Source organism: Pectobacterium odoriferum (genome assembly GCF_009931295.1).
GTDB lineage: Bacteria > Pseudomonadota > Gammaproteobacteria > Enterobacterales > Enterobacteriaceae > Pectobacterium > Pectobacterium odoriferum.
The window spans coordinates 2,796,315-2,811,618 of sequence record NZ_CP034938.1 but is presented as its reverse complement, the minus strand read 5'-3'; the positions used below and the strand labels follow the sequence as shown (position 1 = coordinate 2,811,618).

At 52.3% G+C, this 15,304-nt stretch carries 10 protein-coding genes; 8 read left to right on the top strand and 2 right to left on the bottom strand.

Going from position 1 to position 15,304, the window contains the following annotated elements; all coding sequences use genetic code 11:
• Window positions 1-163: 163 nt before the first annotated feature.
• A complete protein-coding gene (gene pncB / locus EO763_RS12560) occupies window positions 164-1,369 on the bottom strand; it encodes a nicotinate phosphoribosyltransferase (protein WP_161529148.1) in 1,206 nt (401 codons plus the stop codon).
• 223 nt (window positions 1,370-1,592) lie between these two features.
• On the opposite strand from pncB, the gene pepN reads away from it, so the two are divergent.
• From pepN to EO763_RS12545, 3 genes are all read left to right on the top strand, one after another.
• Window positions 1,593-4,208 carry an aminopeptidase N gene (gene pepN / locus EO763_RS12555; RefSeq protein ID WP_161529147.1) on the top strand — a complete coding sequence of 872 codons (2,616 nt, stop codon included), beginning with the start codon at window positions 1,593-1,595 and terminating at the stop codon, window positions 4,206-4,208.
• A 204-nt stretch (window positions 4,209-4,412) separates the two neighbouring features.
• A complete protein-coding gene (gene pyrD, locus EO763_RS12550; protein ID WP_010277017.1) occupies window positions 4,413-5,423 on the top strand; it encodes a quinone-dependent dihydroorotate dehydrogenase in 1,011 nt (336 codons plus the stop codon).
• Between the two features lie 201 nt (window positions 5,424-5,624).
• Complete coding sequence (locus EO763_RS12545; protein ID WP_010308830.1) at window positions 5,625-6,212, top strand: cell division protein ZapC; 588 nt, start codon at window positions 5,625-5,627, stop codon at window positions 6,210-6,212.
• 47 nt (window positions 6,213-6,259) lie between these two features.
• On the opposite strand, the gene EO763_RS12540 is transcribed toward EO763_RS12545, so the two are convergent.
• Window positions 6,260-7,363 carry a YcbX family protein gene (locus EO763_RS12540; protein WP_161529146.1) on the bottom strand — a complete coding sequence of 368 codons (1,104 nt, stop codon included), beginning with the start codon at window positions 7,361-7,363 and terminating at the stop codon, window positions 6,260-6,262.
• Window positions 7,364-7,473: 110 nt separating this feature from the next.
• Here EO763_RS12540 and rlmKL point away from each other — a divergent pair, with 110 nt between their 5' ends.
• The 5 genes from rlmKL (at window position 7,474) to pqiC (ending at window position 15,116) form a co-directional block, all read left to right on the top strand.
• Complete coding sequence (rlmKL, locus tag EO763_RS12535) at window positions 7,474-9,591, top strand: bifunctional 23S rRNA (guanine(2069)-N(7))-methyltransferase RlmK/23S rRNA (guanine(2445)-N(2))-methyltransferase RlmL (RefSeq protein WP_161529145.1); 2,118 nt, start codon at window positions 7,474-7,476, stop codon at window positions 9,589-9,591.
• A 3-nt stretch (window positions 9,592-9,594) separates the two neighbouring features.
• The gene (locus EO763_RS12530) at window positions 9,595-11,523 is read left to right on the top strand and encodes an ABC transporter ATP-binding protein (RefSeq protein WP_161529144.1); all 1,929 of its coding nucleotides are present in this window, start codon (window positions 9,595-9,597) and stop codon (window positions 11,521-11,523) included.
• Between the two features lie 158 nt (window positions 11,524-11,681).
• Entirely contained in the window at window positions 11,682-12,926 is a 1,245-nt protein-coding gene (pqiA, locus tag EO763_RS12525) for a membrane integrity-associated transporter subunit PqiA (RefSeq protein WP_244322094.1), read from the top strand.
• Window positions 12,913-14,553 (top strand): intermembrane transport protein PqiB, encoded by a 1,641-nt coding sequence (gene pqiB, locus EO763_RS12520; RefSeq protein WP_161529142.1) that lies wholly within the window; start codon window positions 12,913-12,915, stop codon window positions 14,551-14,553. Before pqiA ends, pqiB begins: the two co-directional genes overlap by 14 nt.
• Complete coding sequence (gene pqiC, locus EO763_RS12515) at window positions 14,553-15,116, top strand: membrane integrity-associated transporter subunit PqiC (protein ID WP_103184230.1); 564 nt, start codon at window positions 14,553-14,555, stop codon at window positions 15,114-15,116. Before pqiB ends, pqiC begins: the two co-directional genes overlap by 1 nt.
• Window positions 15,117-15,304: the final 188 nt, after the last annotated feature.

The window sequence follows — 15,304 nt, the reverse complement described above, 5'->3', positions numbered from 1 at the left end:
ATGGCCCAATCCGAGCCATTTGCTATGTTACTTGCGATGCAACAGGACACAAGCAGAAATCACCGGAATGGCGCGAAGTTTTCGCTCATGCTGGTGAATCTGCTGCAAAGTTGGTCAATATCCGTCATAATTCAAGTTGCATATTAGGGGAGGGGGAGACGTTTCAACTGGCCTTTTTCACGCGGGGTAAGTCAAACGCTTTGCGTAACTCACACACGAAGTTCTGATCCTGACAGATGGTTTTACCCGGACTATCGGAGAGCTTTGCCACCGGCTTGCCGTTGCATTCCACCAGCTTGATCACGATATTCAACGGCTTCACGCCGGGGATGTCACACGTCAGGCGGGTGCCCATGCCAAATACCAGATTCACGCGTTGCCAGAAGTGACGATATAGCGCCAGCGCTTTATCCAGATTTAAACTGTCAGAGAAGACCAGCGTTTTGCTCATCGGGTCGATGTTTAAGCGCTGATAATGCGCAATGGCTTTTTCGCCCCAATCGACTGGATCGCCAGAATCGTGACGCAGCCCCTGATAGGATTCGGCGAACGACAAATCGAAATCGCGCAGGAAGGCATCCATAGTGATGCAATCGGTCAACGCAATGCCCAAATGAGTGGGATATTCGCGTAGCCACATTTGCAGTGCGGCACGCTGGCTGTTTGCCAGCGTCGGACTAATCTGCTGATGGGCCTGAAACCACTCGTGCGCCTGCGTACCGACAGGCGTGATATCCAAACGGCGCGCCAGATCGTAATTGCTGGTGCCGATGAGGAAAGGGAAATCGGCTCGCAGCGTCGTAACAATAGTCTGCTGGATATCACGCGAGAAACGCCGGCGCGTGCCGAAATCCATTAGCTTGAATTGGCTGAGATCCACATCCGCGCTGTTCTGGCGGAAGCTCTCCAGTGAGGCAGACAGTTGGGCGAGCGCCTGCTCCGTCGTGACGTCGGGCGAACGATCCCGATGCACAACTTCACTGATCACGGCCAGCAAGGGAACTTCCCACAAAATCACCTCACGCCACGGCCCGGTGATGCGGATATCCAGTTTGCCAGCATGATTCTTGATCGACACCTGCTGCGGATTGAAACGAAAGTCCCGCAGCCAGTGGAGATAGTCCTGTTTAAAGAACGGCAGAGAAGAAAGATAGGTGAACTCGTCGTCACTCAATGACAAGAAACGCATCAGATCGACCTGATGGGCTATCTCATCAGCGTAAACGCCTAATAACTCATCACCGCGACAGCGAAATTCAGCCGCAACGTCGACATCATAATAGTGATGATACACCGCCTGTTGCATGTGCAGCTTGTAGGCGTCGGTATCCAGCAATGAGTGCAGAATCGGGGAAGTGTGCAAAGTCATAATGCGTTACAGCATCCTTGTAAGATGCCTATCCACCATCGGGACAATTAGCAATGTCCGGTCAGTATACCTTGATTATCCGTTTATTACATTACGACAACATAGCGAGACGTGCGGGAATGAACCGCGGTACGACGATTATCCTCATTACTTTGTCGTGGTAACATTAAGATAACAGGCTTAGACTTGATCTTTGATGCTTATGACGAGGTGGAAACTTTATATGAATCAACAGCCGCAAATAAAATATCGCCATGACTACCGTGCACCGGATTACACCATTACCGACATTGCACTGGATTTCGATCTCCATGCTGAAAAAACTCACGTAAAAGCCGTTAGTCAGGTGGTGTTACAGGGGGACGCTGGCGCGCCGTTGAAGCTGAATGGAGAAGGGCTGAAGCTGGTTAGCCTGAGCGTTGATGGCCAGCCGTGGACACATTACCAGCAGCAGGACGATGGCCTGACTCTGACGCAATTACCCGCGCGTTTCACGCTCAGCATCGAAACGGAAATCAATCCTGCCGCCAATAGCGCACTGGAAGGGCTATACCTCTCTGGCGACGCGCTCTGTACACAGTGTGAGGCCGAAGGATTCCGCCACATTACCTATTATCTCGACCGACCGGATGTGCTGGCGAAATTCACGACGCGCATCACAGCGGATAAAGCTCGCTATCCTTATTTACTCTCGAACGGTAATCGTATCGCACAAGGAGAGCTGGAAGGCGGCCGCCACTGGATTGAATGGCAGGATCCGTTCCCGAAACCGGCTTATCTGTTTGCGCTTGTTGCCGGCGATTTTGATGTGCTTCAGGATCGCTTCACGACACGTTCTGGTCGCGATGTGGCGTTGGAGCTGTACGTTGACCGTGGCAACCTCGATCGTGCTGGCTGGGCGATGACCTCGCTGAAGAATTCGATGAAGTGGGACGAAGAGCGTTTCGGTCTGGAATACGACCTCGACATCTATATGATCGTCGCCGTTGATTTCTTCAACATGGGGGCGATGGAAAACAAAGGGCTGAACGTATTCAACTCTAAATACGTGCTGGCCAAGGCAGAAACCGCGACGGATAAAGACTATCTGAATATTGAAGCGGTGATCGGCCATGAATATTTCCACAACTGGACGGGCAACCGCGTCACCTGTCGCGACTGGTTCCAGCTTAGCCTGAAAGAAGGGCTGACGGTGTTCCGCGATCAGGAGTTCAGCTCCGATCTGGGTTCGCGTCCGGTGAATCGTATTGATAACGTGCGTGTGATGCGCGGTGCGCAGTTTGCTGAAGATGCCAGCCCGATGTCGCATCCGATTCGTCCCGATCAGGTGATCGAGATGAATAACTTCTACACGTTGACGGTCTATGAAAAGGGATCGGAAGTGATCCGCATGATGCACACCTTATTAGGTGAGGAAAAATTCCAAGCCGGTATTCGTCTGTATTTTGAGCGTCACGACGGCAGCGCGGCGACCTGTGATGATTTCGTGCTGGCGATGGAAAATGCCTCCGGTGTCGATCTCACACAGTTCCGCCGCTGGTATAGCCAGTCAGGCACGCCGGTGCTGACCGTACGTGATGATTACGATCCGCAGACGCAACAATATCTGCTAAGCGTGAGCCAAAAGACGCCGATCGGTGCCGACAAACAGCCAAAGTTGCCGCTGCATATTCCGTTGGATATCGAACTGTACGACCCACAAGGGCAGGTCATTCCGCTACAGAAAGACGGTCAACTGCTGGCGTCGGTGCTTAATGTGACCGAATCTGAACAGACGTTCATTTTCGATCAGGTGCCTTGCCGCCCGATTCCTTCTTTATTACGTGAGTTCTCTGCGCCGGTAAAACTGAACTATGCATGGAGCGATGAACAGCTGACGTTCCTGATGCGCCACGCGAGCAATGCCTTCTCACGCTGGGATGCGGCACAGAGCCTGCTGGCTAACTATATCCGTCTGAACGTTTCTCGTTATCAGCAGAAACAACCGCTTTCTGTACCGATGCATGTTATCGATGCTTTCCGTGGCGTGTTGCTGGATGAAAAACTGGATCCGATGCTGGCTTCTCAGATTCTGACATTGCCGAGCGAAAATGAGATTGCTGAGCTATTTGATATCATCGATCCTACGGCTATTGCTGCTGTACGTGAAAGCATGACGCGTACGATGGCAAAAGAGATGGCGGATGAGTGGCTGGCGGTATACCACGCGAATCACGCGCCGCAATATCGTATCGAACATGCGGATATGGGCAAACGCGCGCTGCGCAACGTCTGCCTGCATTATTTGGCATTCAGCGATGCGGATCAGGCGGATAAACTGGTGCAGGCGCAGTTCCGTCAGGCGGATAACATGACGGATTCTCTGGCGGCGCTGTCGGCGGCGGTCGAGGCTCAACTGCCCGTGCGTGATGAGCTGCTGACGCAGTTTGATAACCGCTGGCATCAGGATGGTTTGGTCATGGATAAATGGTTTGTGCTGCAAGCCACCAGCCCGGCTGCCGATGTGCTGACCCGCGTACGTGAGCTGCTGCAACACCGATCATTCAGCCTGAACAACCCTAATCGCCTGCGTTCGCTGGTGGGGGCATTTGCCGCGTCAAATCCGTCGGCGTTCCATGCTGAAGACGGGAGCGGCTATCGCTTCCTGACGGAGATTCTGACCGATCTGAATACCCGCAATCCGCAGGTCGCGGCACGAGTGATCGAACCGTTGATCCGCTTGAAACGCTATGATGCTAAACGCCAGTCGCAAATGCGTCAGGCGCTGGAGCAGCTGAAGACATTGGAAAATCTGTCTGGCGATCTGTTCGAGAAGATCAGCAAGGCACTGCAAGACTAATCCTGCCACAGTCATTCTTCTGTCACACGCGGTAGCTTGCCGCGTGTGACATCCTCCCTCGCGCTAATTTCTTACATTCCGCAAACGTTTTACTTTCCGCAGAGATGGCACTACCATCACCGACCGTGAGTTAAACCGTAATCCACTATTGCTTACTTCCAGCGTAGGCAAGATACCTTTGCGATAGGGATCTCAGGAGACAATATGTTCTATCCCGTTATCAAAAAAGCCCTGTTTCAGCTCGATCCAGAGCGTGCACATGAGCTGACCTTCCAACAATTACGCCGTATTACCAACACGCCTTTTGAATTTCTCGTCCGCCAATCTGTTCCTACTAAACCGGTTACCTGCATGGGGTTATCTTTTAAAAACCCACTTGGTCTAGCGGCGGGATTAGATAAAGACGGCGAATGTATCGATGCGTTAGGCGCAATGGGATTTGGTTTTATTGAAGTGGGGACGGTGACGCCGCGTCCACAATCCGGTAATGACAAACCGAGATTATTTCGCGTAGTGGAAGCGGAAGGATTGATCAACCGAATGGGTTTCAATAATAAAGGCGTGGATTATCTGGTCGAGAATGTAAAGAAAACACGCTTTGGCGGTGTATTAGGGATCAACATCGGCAAGAATAAAGATACGCCGGTTGAGCAAGGTAAAGACGACTATTTGATCTGCATGGATAAGGTTTATCCTCATGCAGGCTATATCGCGATCAACATTTCGTCACCCAATACGCCGGGATTACGCAGTCTGCAATATGGTGAAGCGCTGGACGATCTTTTACTGGCGATAAAAAACAAGCAGACGGAATTAAAAGACAAGCATCAGAAATATGTTCCCGTGGCGGTGAAGATCGCGCCGGATCTTTCTGAAGAAGAATTGATCCAAATTGCCGATAGTCTGGTTCGCCATAACATCGACGGTGTGATTGCCACCAATACAACGCTCGACAGAAAACTGATTCAGGGATTAAACCACTGCGGGCAAACCGGAGGATTAAGTGGACGTCCGTTGCAGACAAGCAGCACGGAAATTATCCGCCGTTTGTCACAGGAATTAGCGGGACGTTTGCCAATTATTGGCGTTGGCGGAATTGATTCTTTGGTTGCCGCCCGCGAAAAAATGGCGGCTGGCGCGTCGCTGGTACAGATATATTCAGGCTTTATTTTCCACGGCCCTCGCCTGATTAAAGATATCGTTACACATATTTAATCCGAAATGCCTTTCATTTTTAGCTGGGGGTTTATTTATCCCCCCAGCTAGTCTATATTTTATCCGTTTGCGTAAATAATCTATCAACCGATGTCTGATCGTCTTACCGCAACGTTTATGACGATGAACGATTATTGCAATGTGAGAAAACACAATCAGCCATTTCTGATATTTCTACTGTGAAGGCGAAGGGTAAATAATATGAAGTTAAAACCTGACGATAACTGGCGCTGGTATTTTGATACCGAACACGATCGCCTGATGTTGGATTTGGCTAACGGCATGTTATTCCGTTCTCGTTTTCCATCTAAAATGCTAACGCCGGATGCATTTAATGAATGCGCATTCTGTGTTGACGATGCTGCGCTATTTTTTACCTATAACGACAAATGTCAGAAAGCGGCACTGCACCGTGACCTTCAAGGCGAATTGGTTTTGAATGCGCTGGTCGCAAGCCGATTCTTAAAACCGCTTATGCCAAAAAGCTGGCACTTCATCCAACAGCCGGATGCCGTAACGTATTCGCCGCAGGCGGGTGATGTTGTACAGGTACAGCTCACTGAAACCCATGAAACGGCCTGTTTCCTGGTGGCGGAAGCAGGGGACAAAGCCTGTCTCTGTCTGCTGGCGCAAGAACAGCTATCATTAAGTGGAAAGACTATGGGGCTGGGCGACGCCATAAAAATCATGCACGACAGGCTAATGCCTGCCGTCGTTCAGAATAGAGCTGAGTGGGAAACCGCGTTGGGTGAAGGCACGTCGGCATTTGAGTATGCCAAGGTCGTCTAAACCACTTTGTCATACTTCAAACTGCATGTACGCTATTTTTTCTTTGGCTATTGCAAATGAACGTCACTCTGCGGAATACAGCTACAGCTAAGAATTTCGCCGTTTTCCCTTATGGCACTTTGCTTCAGTGCGGAAACTTCTCCGCTGACCAGCGTCAATTTACAGCAACCGCACAGTCCTGCCCGACAAGAATAGGGGATTCGAATACCCTGTTGCTCCAACTGTGCCAGTAAAATCTGCTGATTGTTTCCTTGTAACGATTGTCCCTGATAGTGGATGGTGACGGCCTGTTCGCTTTTTTCGGGAACGACAAGGCTTTCGACTACCTGGCCGGAGCCATAAGGACGCGGGGGTTTGGTCGCTAAGACTTCCAATGTGTCGCCCACGCGAATGATGCCCGTATTTCTGGCGACCAGATTTTGCCCAAAATCAACGTCGCCGTTCTCGGCAGTACGGAACGATTGCAGCGTTGCCAGCGGTTCTCCTGACGGGTGCTTACGGCCACGTTCGATGCTGACGGTGGTGAAAATGCAGCGGCTACAGGGTTTGACGACGTCAAAAATAACCTCGCCAATCCGAATGGTCTTCCAACTGTCTTCGGCAAAGGCTTCCGCGCCCGTCACGACCAAATTGGGACGGAATTGTTCGATTTTAATGCCGGCGGAACAGCGCTGGCGTAGCGCCTGAAATGAGGCATCATTAATTAACAGAAACGGATAGCCATCGGCAAATGCTAGAGGAACGTCTGGATAATGCTTCACTCGACGCGATGGCTCATTGCCCACCCAACGAAGCTGGACGGTGCGCTGAAAATAGTGGCTTAACCAGACATTGATAGCATCGGGGGCGACGAGTGCAGTGAAGTGCGTCCCCCAGACTTCTGTTGGCTGAGGTGACTCGGTGAAGTCGGCAAAACGAATTGTGGCCGTTTGACCATCCGGCGCGGCAATAAACAGTCCATCGGGTAACAAGGCGGGGGTAAATAACACCATCTGCGGATACTGGCGGGCAGTAATAAATGTGCCATCAGGCTCGGTAATCATGAAGGCACGATCGTTCGCCAAACCGCTGACAGACGCCATTGCGTGGGACAGTTGCAGCCCCCGCATCGATTTTACCGGATGAATATAAAGCCGCGTTACGCCAATCACTGACCTGTTCCTTGCCAAAGTAAAACGGCAACTTTATGACAAGCGTCTCGGATTAGCTATAATGCGCCTCAATTTCTTTTATGAATCTATTTTTTGGTGATAGTGACGACATGAATGCTTTGTTTGCCAGTACGGCGCGGGGATTGGAAGAGTTATTAAAAAGCGAACTCGAATCATTGGGTGCGCAGTCCTGTGCGGTTGTGCAGGGCGGTGTCCATTTTGAGGGTGACAATCGCCTGCTGTACCAGAGCCTGCTGTGGAGCCGTCTGGCATCGCGCATTCTGCTGCCGCTGAATGAATTCAAGGTACACAGCGATCTGGATTTGTATCTGGGCGTGCAGGCAATTGACTGGTCAACGATCTTCAGCATCGATAAAACCTTTGCCGTGCATTTTACCGGTACCAATGAAGATATCCGCAACAGCCAGTACGGTGCGTTAAAAGTCAAAGATGCGATTGTGGATAGCTTCACGCGCAAAACCGGACAGCGTCCAGACGTAGCGAAACAGCAGCCGGATATTCGCGTTAACGTCTTTTTACAGCGTGATATGGCCAGCGTTTCGCTGGATTTAAGCGGTGATGGCTTACATCAGCGTGGTTACCGCGATCTGGCCGGACTGGCGCCGCTAAAAGAGAACTTGGCGGTGGCGATTGTGCTGCGCTCCGGCTGGCAGAGCGGCACGCCGCTGGTCGATCCGATGTGTGGTTCCGGTACCTTGCTGATCGAAGCGGCCATGATTGCATCCGATCGCGCGCCCGGTTTGCATCGTACGCACTGGGGATTTAACGCCTGGTTAAAGCATGATGCCGAACTGTGGCGCGAGGTGACCGCAGAAGCTCAGGTGCGTGCTCGTCAGGGTTTGCAGGCGACAACGTCGCGCTTCTTCGGATCGGATAACGATCGTCGAGTGATCGAGATCGCCAAAGCTAATGCGCGTCGCGCAGGCGTTGCCGAACTGATTTCTTTTGACGTGAGGGATGCCGCACAGCTAAAAAATCCACTGCCGGAAGGCCCGAAAGGTACGGTTGTCAGCAACCCGCCTTACGGTGAGCGTCTGGAAAGTGAACCCGCGTTGATCGCCCTGCATAATATGCTGGGTCGTAAGATGAAAAGCGACTTTGGTGGCTGGCAGCTCTCGCTGTTCAGCGCATCGCCGGAGCTGCTGAGCTGTCTGCAACTGCGTGCCGAGCGCCAATTCAAGGCGAAAAACGGCCCGCTGGACTGCGTACAGAAAAATTATCAACTGGCGGAAACGCAGGGTGAATCTGCGGGTCAAATCGCAGAAGACTTTGCCAACCGTCTGCGCAAGAACCTGCGCAAGCTGGAAAAATGGGCGAAGCAGCAGGGGATTGAGTGCTATCGCATCTATGATGCCGATCTGCCTGAATATAATGTGGCGGTTGACCGCTACGGCAGTTGGGTTGTCGTACAAGAGTATGCGCCGCCAAAAACCATTGATGCGCAAAAGGCGCGTCAGCGCCTGTTTGATGTGATCAACGCGACGTTGAGCGTACTGGAATTACCGTCGAACCGTCTGGTGCTGAAAACGCGCGAACGTCAGAAAGGTAAAAACCAGTATGAGAAACTGGCGCAGAAGGGTGACTTCCTCCTGATGGAAGAGTTTGGCGCCAAGCTGTGGGTCAACCTGACCGACTACCTCGATACTGGTCTATTCCTCGACCACCGCATCGCCCGTAAAATGCTGGGTGAGATGAGCCGCGGCAAAGATTTTCTCAACCTGTTTGCCTACACCGGCACAGCGAGTGTGCACGCTGGATTAGGCGGCGCACGTTCAACGACCACCGTCGATATGTCACGCACCTATCTGGAATGGGCAGAGAAAAACCTGCGGGTGAATGGTCTGACCGGGCGTCAGCACCGTCTGATCCAAGCAGATTGCCTGTCATGGTTACATAACGGGAACGAGCAATTTGATGTGATCTTCATTGACCCGCCGACTTTCTCTAACTCAAAACGGATGGAAGAGTCGTTTGATGTCCAGCGCGATCATTTGGCGCTGATGAAAGATCTCAAACGCCTGTTACGCCGTGGCGGCACCATCATGTTCTCGAATAATAAACGCGGCTTCCAGATGGATATTGCTGGCCTGACCGCGCTGGGGCTGAACGCCAAAGAAATTACCGCGCAGACCCAATCGCAGGATTTTGCCCGTAATCGTCAAATTCATAACTGCTGGCTGCTGACGCATGCCGGTGAGGAAAAGTAACCGATGTCTTTAATCAGTGTTTCAGGTGCGTGGCTGTCGTTCAGCGACGCGCCGCTGTTGGATAACACCGAACTTCATATCGAAGAAAATGAACGCGTGTGTCTGGTTGGCCGCAACGGTGCGGGCAAATCGACCCTGCTGAAAATTCTGGCCAAAGAAATCCCGCTGGATGATGGTCGTATCACTTATGAACAGGATCTGATTGTCGCGCGCCTGCAACAGGATCCCCCGCGTGATGTTGCCGGTAGCGTCTTTGATTTTGTTGCTGAAGGGGTCGCCGCGCAGGCGGATCACCTGAAAAACTATCACGCCATGCTGCGTCTGGTAGAAAGCGACCCGAGCGAAAGGAACCTGAATCAACTGGCTAAGTTGCAGGACGTTCTGGAACATCAGGGGCTGTGGCAACTGGAAAGCCGCATTCACGAAGTGCTGGAACAGCTTGGGCTTGCAGCCGATGCACCGCTGGCTTCACTTTCCGGTGGCTGGCTGCGTAAAGCCGCACTCGGCAGAGCGCTGGTGAGTTCACCGCGTGTGCTGTTGTTGGATGAACCAACCAACCATCTGGATATTGAAACGATTGACTGGCTGGAAACCTTCCTGAAAACGTTCCAGGGCAGCATCATCTTTATCTCCCATGATCGTTCTTTTATTCGTAACATGGCAACCCGCATTGTCGATCTTGACCGCGGCAAGCTGGTTTCCTGGCCGGGTAACTACGATAAGTATCTGGAAGGGAAAGAAGAAGCGCTGCGGGTGGAAGATCTGCAAAATGCGGAATTCGATCGCAAACTGGCACAGGAAGAAGTATGGATCCGTCAGGGCATCAAGGCTCGTCGTACCCGTAACGAAGGCCGCGTGCGGGCGCTGAAGGCCATGCGTCAGGAACGTGCGGAGCGCCGTGAAGTGATGGGCTCGGCGAAAATGCAGGTTGAAGAAGCCGCCCGCTCCGGCAAGATTGTGTTTGAGCTGGAAGACGTGAACTATCATGTTGATCAGGGGTCTCTGGGTGAAAAGAAAGTGCTAACGTGCAATTTCTCCGCTCAGGTACAGCGTGGTGATAAGATTGCGTTAGTAGGGCCGAATGGCTGCGGTAAAACCACGCTGCTAAAATTAATGCTCGGTGGGTTAGAACCGGTCAGCGGACGCGTGCACTGTGGCACGAAGCTGGAAGTTGCCTATTTCGATCAGCACCGTGCTGAACTCGATCCAGAACGTACGGTGATGGACAACCTGGCAGAAGGCAAGCAGGAAGTGATGGTAAACGGCCGTTCACGTCATGTGCTGGGCTATTTGCAGGACTTCCTGTTCCATCCGAAACGCGCCATGACGCCAGTAAAAGCGCTGTCGGGTGGGGAGCGTAACCGCCTACTGCTGGCGCGTTTGTTCCTCAAGCCCAGTAACCTGTTGATTCTCGATGAACCGACCAACGATCTCGACGTGGAAACGCTGGAGTTGCTGGAAGAGTTAATTGAAAGCTATCAGGGAACCGTTCTGCTAGTCAGCCACGATCGTCAGTTCGTTGATAATTCAGTGACCGAATGCTGGATCTTTGAAGGTGAGGGCAAGATTTCTCGCTTCGTCGGCGGGTATTACGATGCGCAACAGCAGCGTGCCACGGCAACGCCACTGCGAACGACAGCCGCTCCGGCAGTCACCACGACAACGGCTGCAACGAGCACCGCCCCGTCCGCTAAACGAAGCGCGGGGAAATTGAGTTATAACCAGCAGCGCGAATTAGAGCAGTTGCCACAGCGCCTTGAGCAACTGGAGCAGGAAATTGCGTCGCTGCAGGTACAAATGAATGATGCTGGTTTCTTTAGCCGCCCACGTGAAGAAACGCAGCAGGTCTTAAGTGCTCTGGCGGAAGCGGAAAGCGCGCTGGAAACCTGCTTTGCCCGCTGGGAAGAGCTGGAAGCACAGAAAAACGGCTAATTCACGTGGTTGTATGACGCCATCAATATGGGGGTAATATCCCGTATTGATGGGGTTTTCAGTCAGAAGCTGACGAATTTTGAAGGAGAGGACGTGTGTGTTCCCATCACGATCGGCATGACTGTAATCTTAAACATGAGCATCGCCATGATGACTATATGCTTTGCCCGCAGTGCGACCTGCTGGTGGAGTTACCTGAGCTGTTACACGGCCAGAAAGCGACCTGCCCACGTTGTAAAACCGCACTAACCAGCCGCCAAACGGAACCACGTAAACGGCCTGTTGGCTACGCGGTGAGTGCACTGTTCATGCTATTGCTGGCAAATCTCTTCCCCTTCGTTTCTATGCGCGTGGCGGGTATCACCAGCGAAATTACCCTGATACAAATACCTAAAGTGATGGTGGCGGAAAACTACGTCAGCGTCGCGACGTTGTTTATGCTTTTTGTCCAACTGGTCCCAGCTTTCAGTATGGCGACCCTCATTCTGCTTTGTCTGCACGCCTCGTTGCCGCTGGCGTTGAAAAAAAGCCTGGGCAAGATGCTGTTTCATCTAAAAAGTTGGGGCATGGCGGAGATTTTTCTGGCTGGCGTGCTGGTCAGCTTTGTCAAACTGATGGCCTATGGTGACATCGGCATCGGCACCAGTTTTATGCCTTTTGTCCTGTTCTGTCTGTTGCAACTGCTGGCTTTCCAAAGTCTCGACCGCCGCTGGCTGTGGAATGACATCGTGCCGCCACCCGCGCTGCTTGCGCCACCGGTTCTGGGGCAAAGCGGGCTATCGCAGGGGCTGCGCTCATGCCCATGCTGTACCGCCATTCTGCCAGCCAACCAGTTAATCTGTCCGCGCTGCCACTCACGCGGACATGCCCGCAAGAAGCACAGTCTGCAATGGACGTTAGCCCTGCTGATTACTTCCATAATGCTCTATATCCCCTCGAATCTGATGCCGATCATGGTGACCGAAGCCTTCGGCGATCGCATGGGGTCGACGATCATGTCGGGTGTCGTCCTGCTGTGGGGGATGGGATCTTACCCCGTTGCGATGGTGATTTTTGTCGCCAGCGTCATGGTACCATCGTTAAAAATGCTGGCGCTAGGCTGGCTTTGCTGGCAAGCCAATGGCAAAACCAAAAAAACGGAAGATAGTGAGCGGATGCATGTCATCTATGAGATGGTTGAGTTTGTTGGACGCTGGTCGATGATTGATGTGTTCGTTATTGCCGTCTTGTCTGCGATGGTGCGCATCGGTCGCCTGATGAGTATTTATCCCGCCATTGGGGCGGTGTTGTTCGCGGCCGTGGTGATTCTGACCATGTTTGCCGCGATGATGTTTGATCCCCGCTTGTTGTGGGATCGTCGCGATGATGTTCTTCATAAGGAGCCTGCCGTTGGCGAAAAATAACCATGCCATTGCGGATGTAGAAACGATTAAACGCTGGTCACCGGTCTGGATTGTGCCGATTGTCACGGTACTGATCGGTGCCTGGATACTGTTTTACCATTTCAGCCATCAGGGGCCGCAAATTACGCTGATTACCAGCAACGCCGAAGGCATTGAAGCGGGAAAAACCACTATCAAAAGCCGTAGCGTGGACGTTGGGATCGTAGAAAGTGTCGTGCTGAGTGACGATCTCCATCGGGTGGAGATTAAAGCGCGTCTACATGACGGTATGGATAAGCTGCTAAAGCAGGATTCCGCTTTCTGGGTGGTGAAGCCGCAAATTGGTCGGGAAGGGGTTTCCGGTCTGGGGACGCTCTTATCCGGTGCTTACATTGAGCTGCAGCCCGGAGCCAGTAAAAATGATAAAAGCGAGTTTACTCTGCTGGATGCGCCGCCGCTGGCCTCGCCGGATGCGGAAGGCATCAGGGTGATACTCGACAGTGAGCAATCTGGGCAGTTGAACGCGGGCGATCCCGTTCTGTTCCGCGGCTATCGAGTGGGGTCGGTGGAGACCAGTGAGTTTGATCCGAAAGCACGCAAGATGCGCTATCAGCTGTTTATCTCCGCGCCGTATGACGGTCTGGTCACGACCAATGTCCGTTTCTGGAAAGACAGCGGCGTTGCGTTCGATATGTCGGCACAGGGCATGCGTGTCGAAATGGGCTCGCTGACCACGCTGTTCAGCGGTGGCGTCAGCTTTGATGTTCCCGCTGGGTGGGAGCTGGGCGATGCAGCCAAGACAATGGCGCAGTATCGACTCTTTGATAGCCAGCGCAGCATTCAGGACTCGCTATACACCGAATATAAAGAGTACCTGCTGTTCTTCAGCGAATCGATCCGTGGTTTACAGGCGGGGGCACCGGTTGAGTTCCGCGGCATTCGATTAGGAACGGTTGCTGAAGCACCGTTTTTCCCGCGCAATATGGAACAGGAACTGGGTGATGACTATCGCATTCCGGTGCTGATCCGTATTGAACCCGATCGGTTCGAGAAGAAGATTGGTGGCTCGTTCGACTTTGAACAGCATCTGAAGCAAGCCCAGCCGATGGGGCTGCGTGCGTCGATGAAGTCGGCTAACCTCCTGACGGGAGCGCTCTATATCGATCTCGATTTTTATCCAAAAGAGAAAGTGGATAAACAACTGTTCGTTCTGGATGGTTACCCGGTTCTGCCTACGATTGACGGTGGCCTGTCACAAATTCAGCAGAAGCTGATGGCGGTGTTGGATAAGGTGAATAACCTGCCGCTGAATCCGATGGTCAATGAAGCAACGAAGACGCTGACGGAAAGTCAGGCAACGCTGCGCGAAATGCAAAAAACGCTGGCGACGCTGAACAAGTTGACATCCAGCAAAGCGATGCAGGATCTGCCGGAAGATATGCAAAAAACCTTGCTTGAGTTGAATCGCAGCATGAAAGGCTTCCAGCCTGGCTCGCCGGCGTACAACAAGATGGTGGCGGATATGCAGCGCTTGGATCAGGTGCTGCGGGAGCTACAGCCTGTGCTGCGCACCCTGAACGAGAAAAGTAATGCGTTGGTGTTTGAGGCGTCGGGTAGTCAGGATCCTCAGCCGAAGAGGGCAAAATAATGATGAAAGCATGGACACTGGTTCTGGCGCTGGTATTGAGCGCGTGCAGCAGCAATATCCAGAAAACGTACTATCAACTACCGACAATCGCGGATACCAATACGACGCAGGCTGCGGCGACACAGGGGCATCCGCTATGGGTTGAACATGTCAGCGTGGCGGATTACCTCGTCAATGCTGGCTTGGTTTATCAGACTAACGATGTGCAGTATGTCATTGCCAGTAATAACCTGTGGGCCAGTCCGTTGGATCAGCAATTACAGCAGGCGCTGGTGGCTAATCTGGGGAATAAACTGCCCAGTTGGGTCGTGACCACGCAGCCACAGGGAAGCGAACAGGCTGTGCTGAACGTGGCTGTCACGGGTTTTCACGGCCGCTATGATGGCAATGTTATCGTCCGTGGTGAATGGATGCTGACCTATCAGGGAAAAGTGACTAAACGCCCCTTTAGCGTGGTACTGCCACAAACGGAAGATGGTTATGACGCGCTGGTAAGAACGCTGGCGCAAGGCTGGCAGCAGGTTTCCCAGTCGATTGCTCAGCAGGCTGGTACGCTGAAATAACGGCTACAGGTGCTCAATCTTATTCGATCGCTGTTTGACACAATCAATGTTCTAAAAAAGCAGGCCTCTAAAGATGTAATGCTATGATTGCATTGCGTTTTTAGAGGTTTTCATTTTTTTTCAATGAGTTAGGTTTCCCCGCTTTTTTAGCGGGGAAAATTCCTATTTTGGATCACAAATATGACACT

Excerpts from the sequence above, each read along its gene's own strand:
- pncB (WP_161529148.1), bottom strand. The coding sequence starts at position 1,369 with ATGACTTTGCACACTTCCCCGATTCTGCACTCATTGCTGGATACCGAC.
- pepN (WP_161529147.1), top strand. The coding sequence starts at position 1,593 with ATGAATCAACAGCCGCAAATAAAATATCGCCATGACTACCGTGCACCG.
- pyrD (WP_010277017.1), top strand. The coding sequence starts at position 4,413 with ATGTTCTATCCCGTTATCAAAAAAGCCCTGTTTCAGCTCGATCCAGAG.
- EO763_RS12545 (WP_010308830.1), top strand. The coding sequence starts at position 5,625 with ATGAAGTTAAAACCTGACGATAACTGGCGCTGGTATTTTGATACCGAA.
- rlmKL (WP_161529145.1), top strand. The coding sequence starts at position 7,474 with ATGAATGCTTTGTTTGCCAGTACGGCGCGGGGATTGGAAGAGTTATTA.
- EO763_RS12530 (WP_161529144.1), top strand. The coding sequence starts at position 9,595 with ATGTCTTTAATCAGTGTTTCAGGTGCGTGGCTGTCGTTCAGCGACGCG.
- pqiA (WP_244322094.1), top strand. The coding sequence starts at position 11,682 with ATGCTTTGCCCGCAGTGCGACCTGCTGGTGGAGTTACCTGAGCTGTTA.
- pqiC (WP_103184230.1), top strand. The coding sequence starts at position 14,553 with ATGATGAAAGCATGGACACTGGTTCTGGCGCTGGTATTGAGCGCGTGC.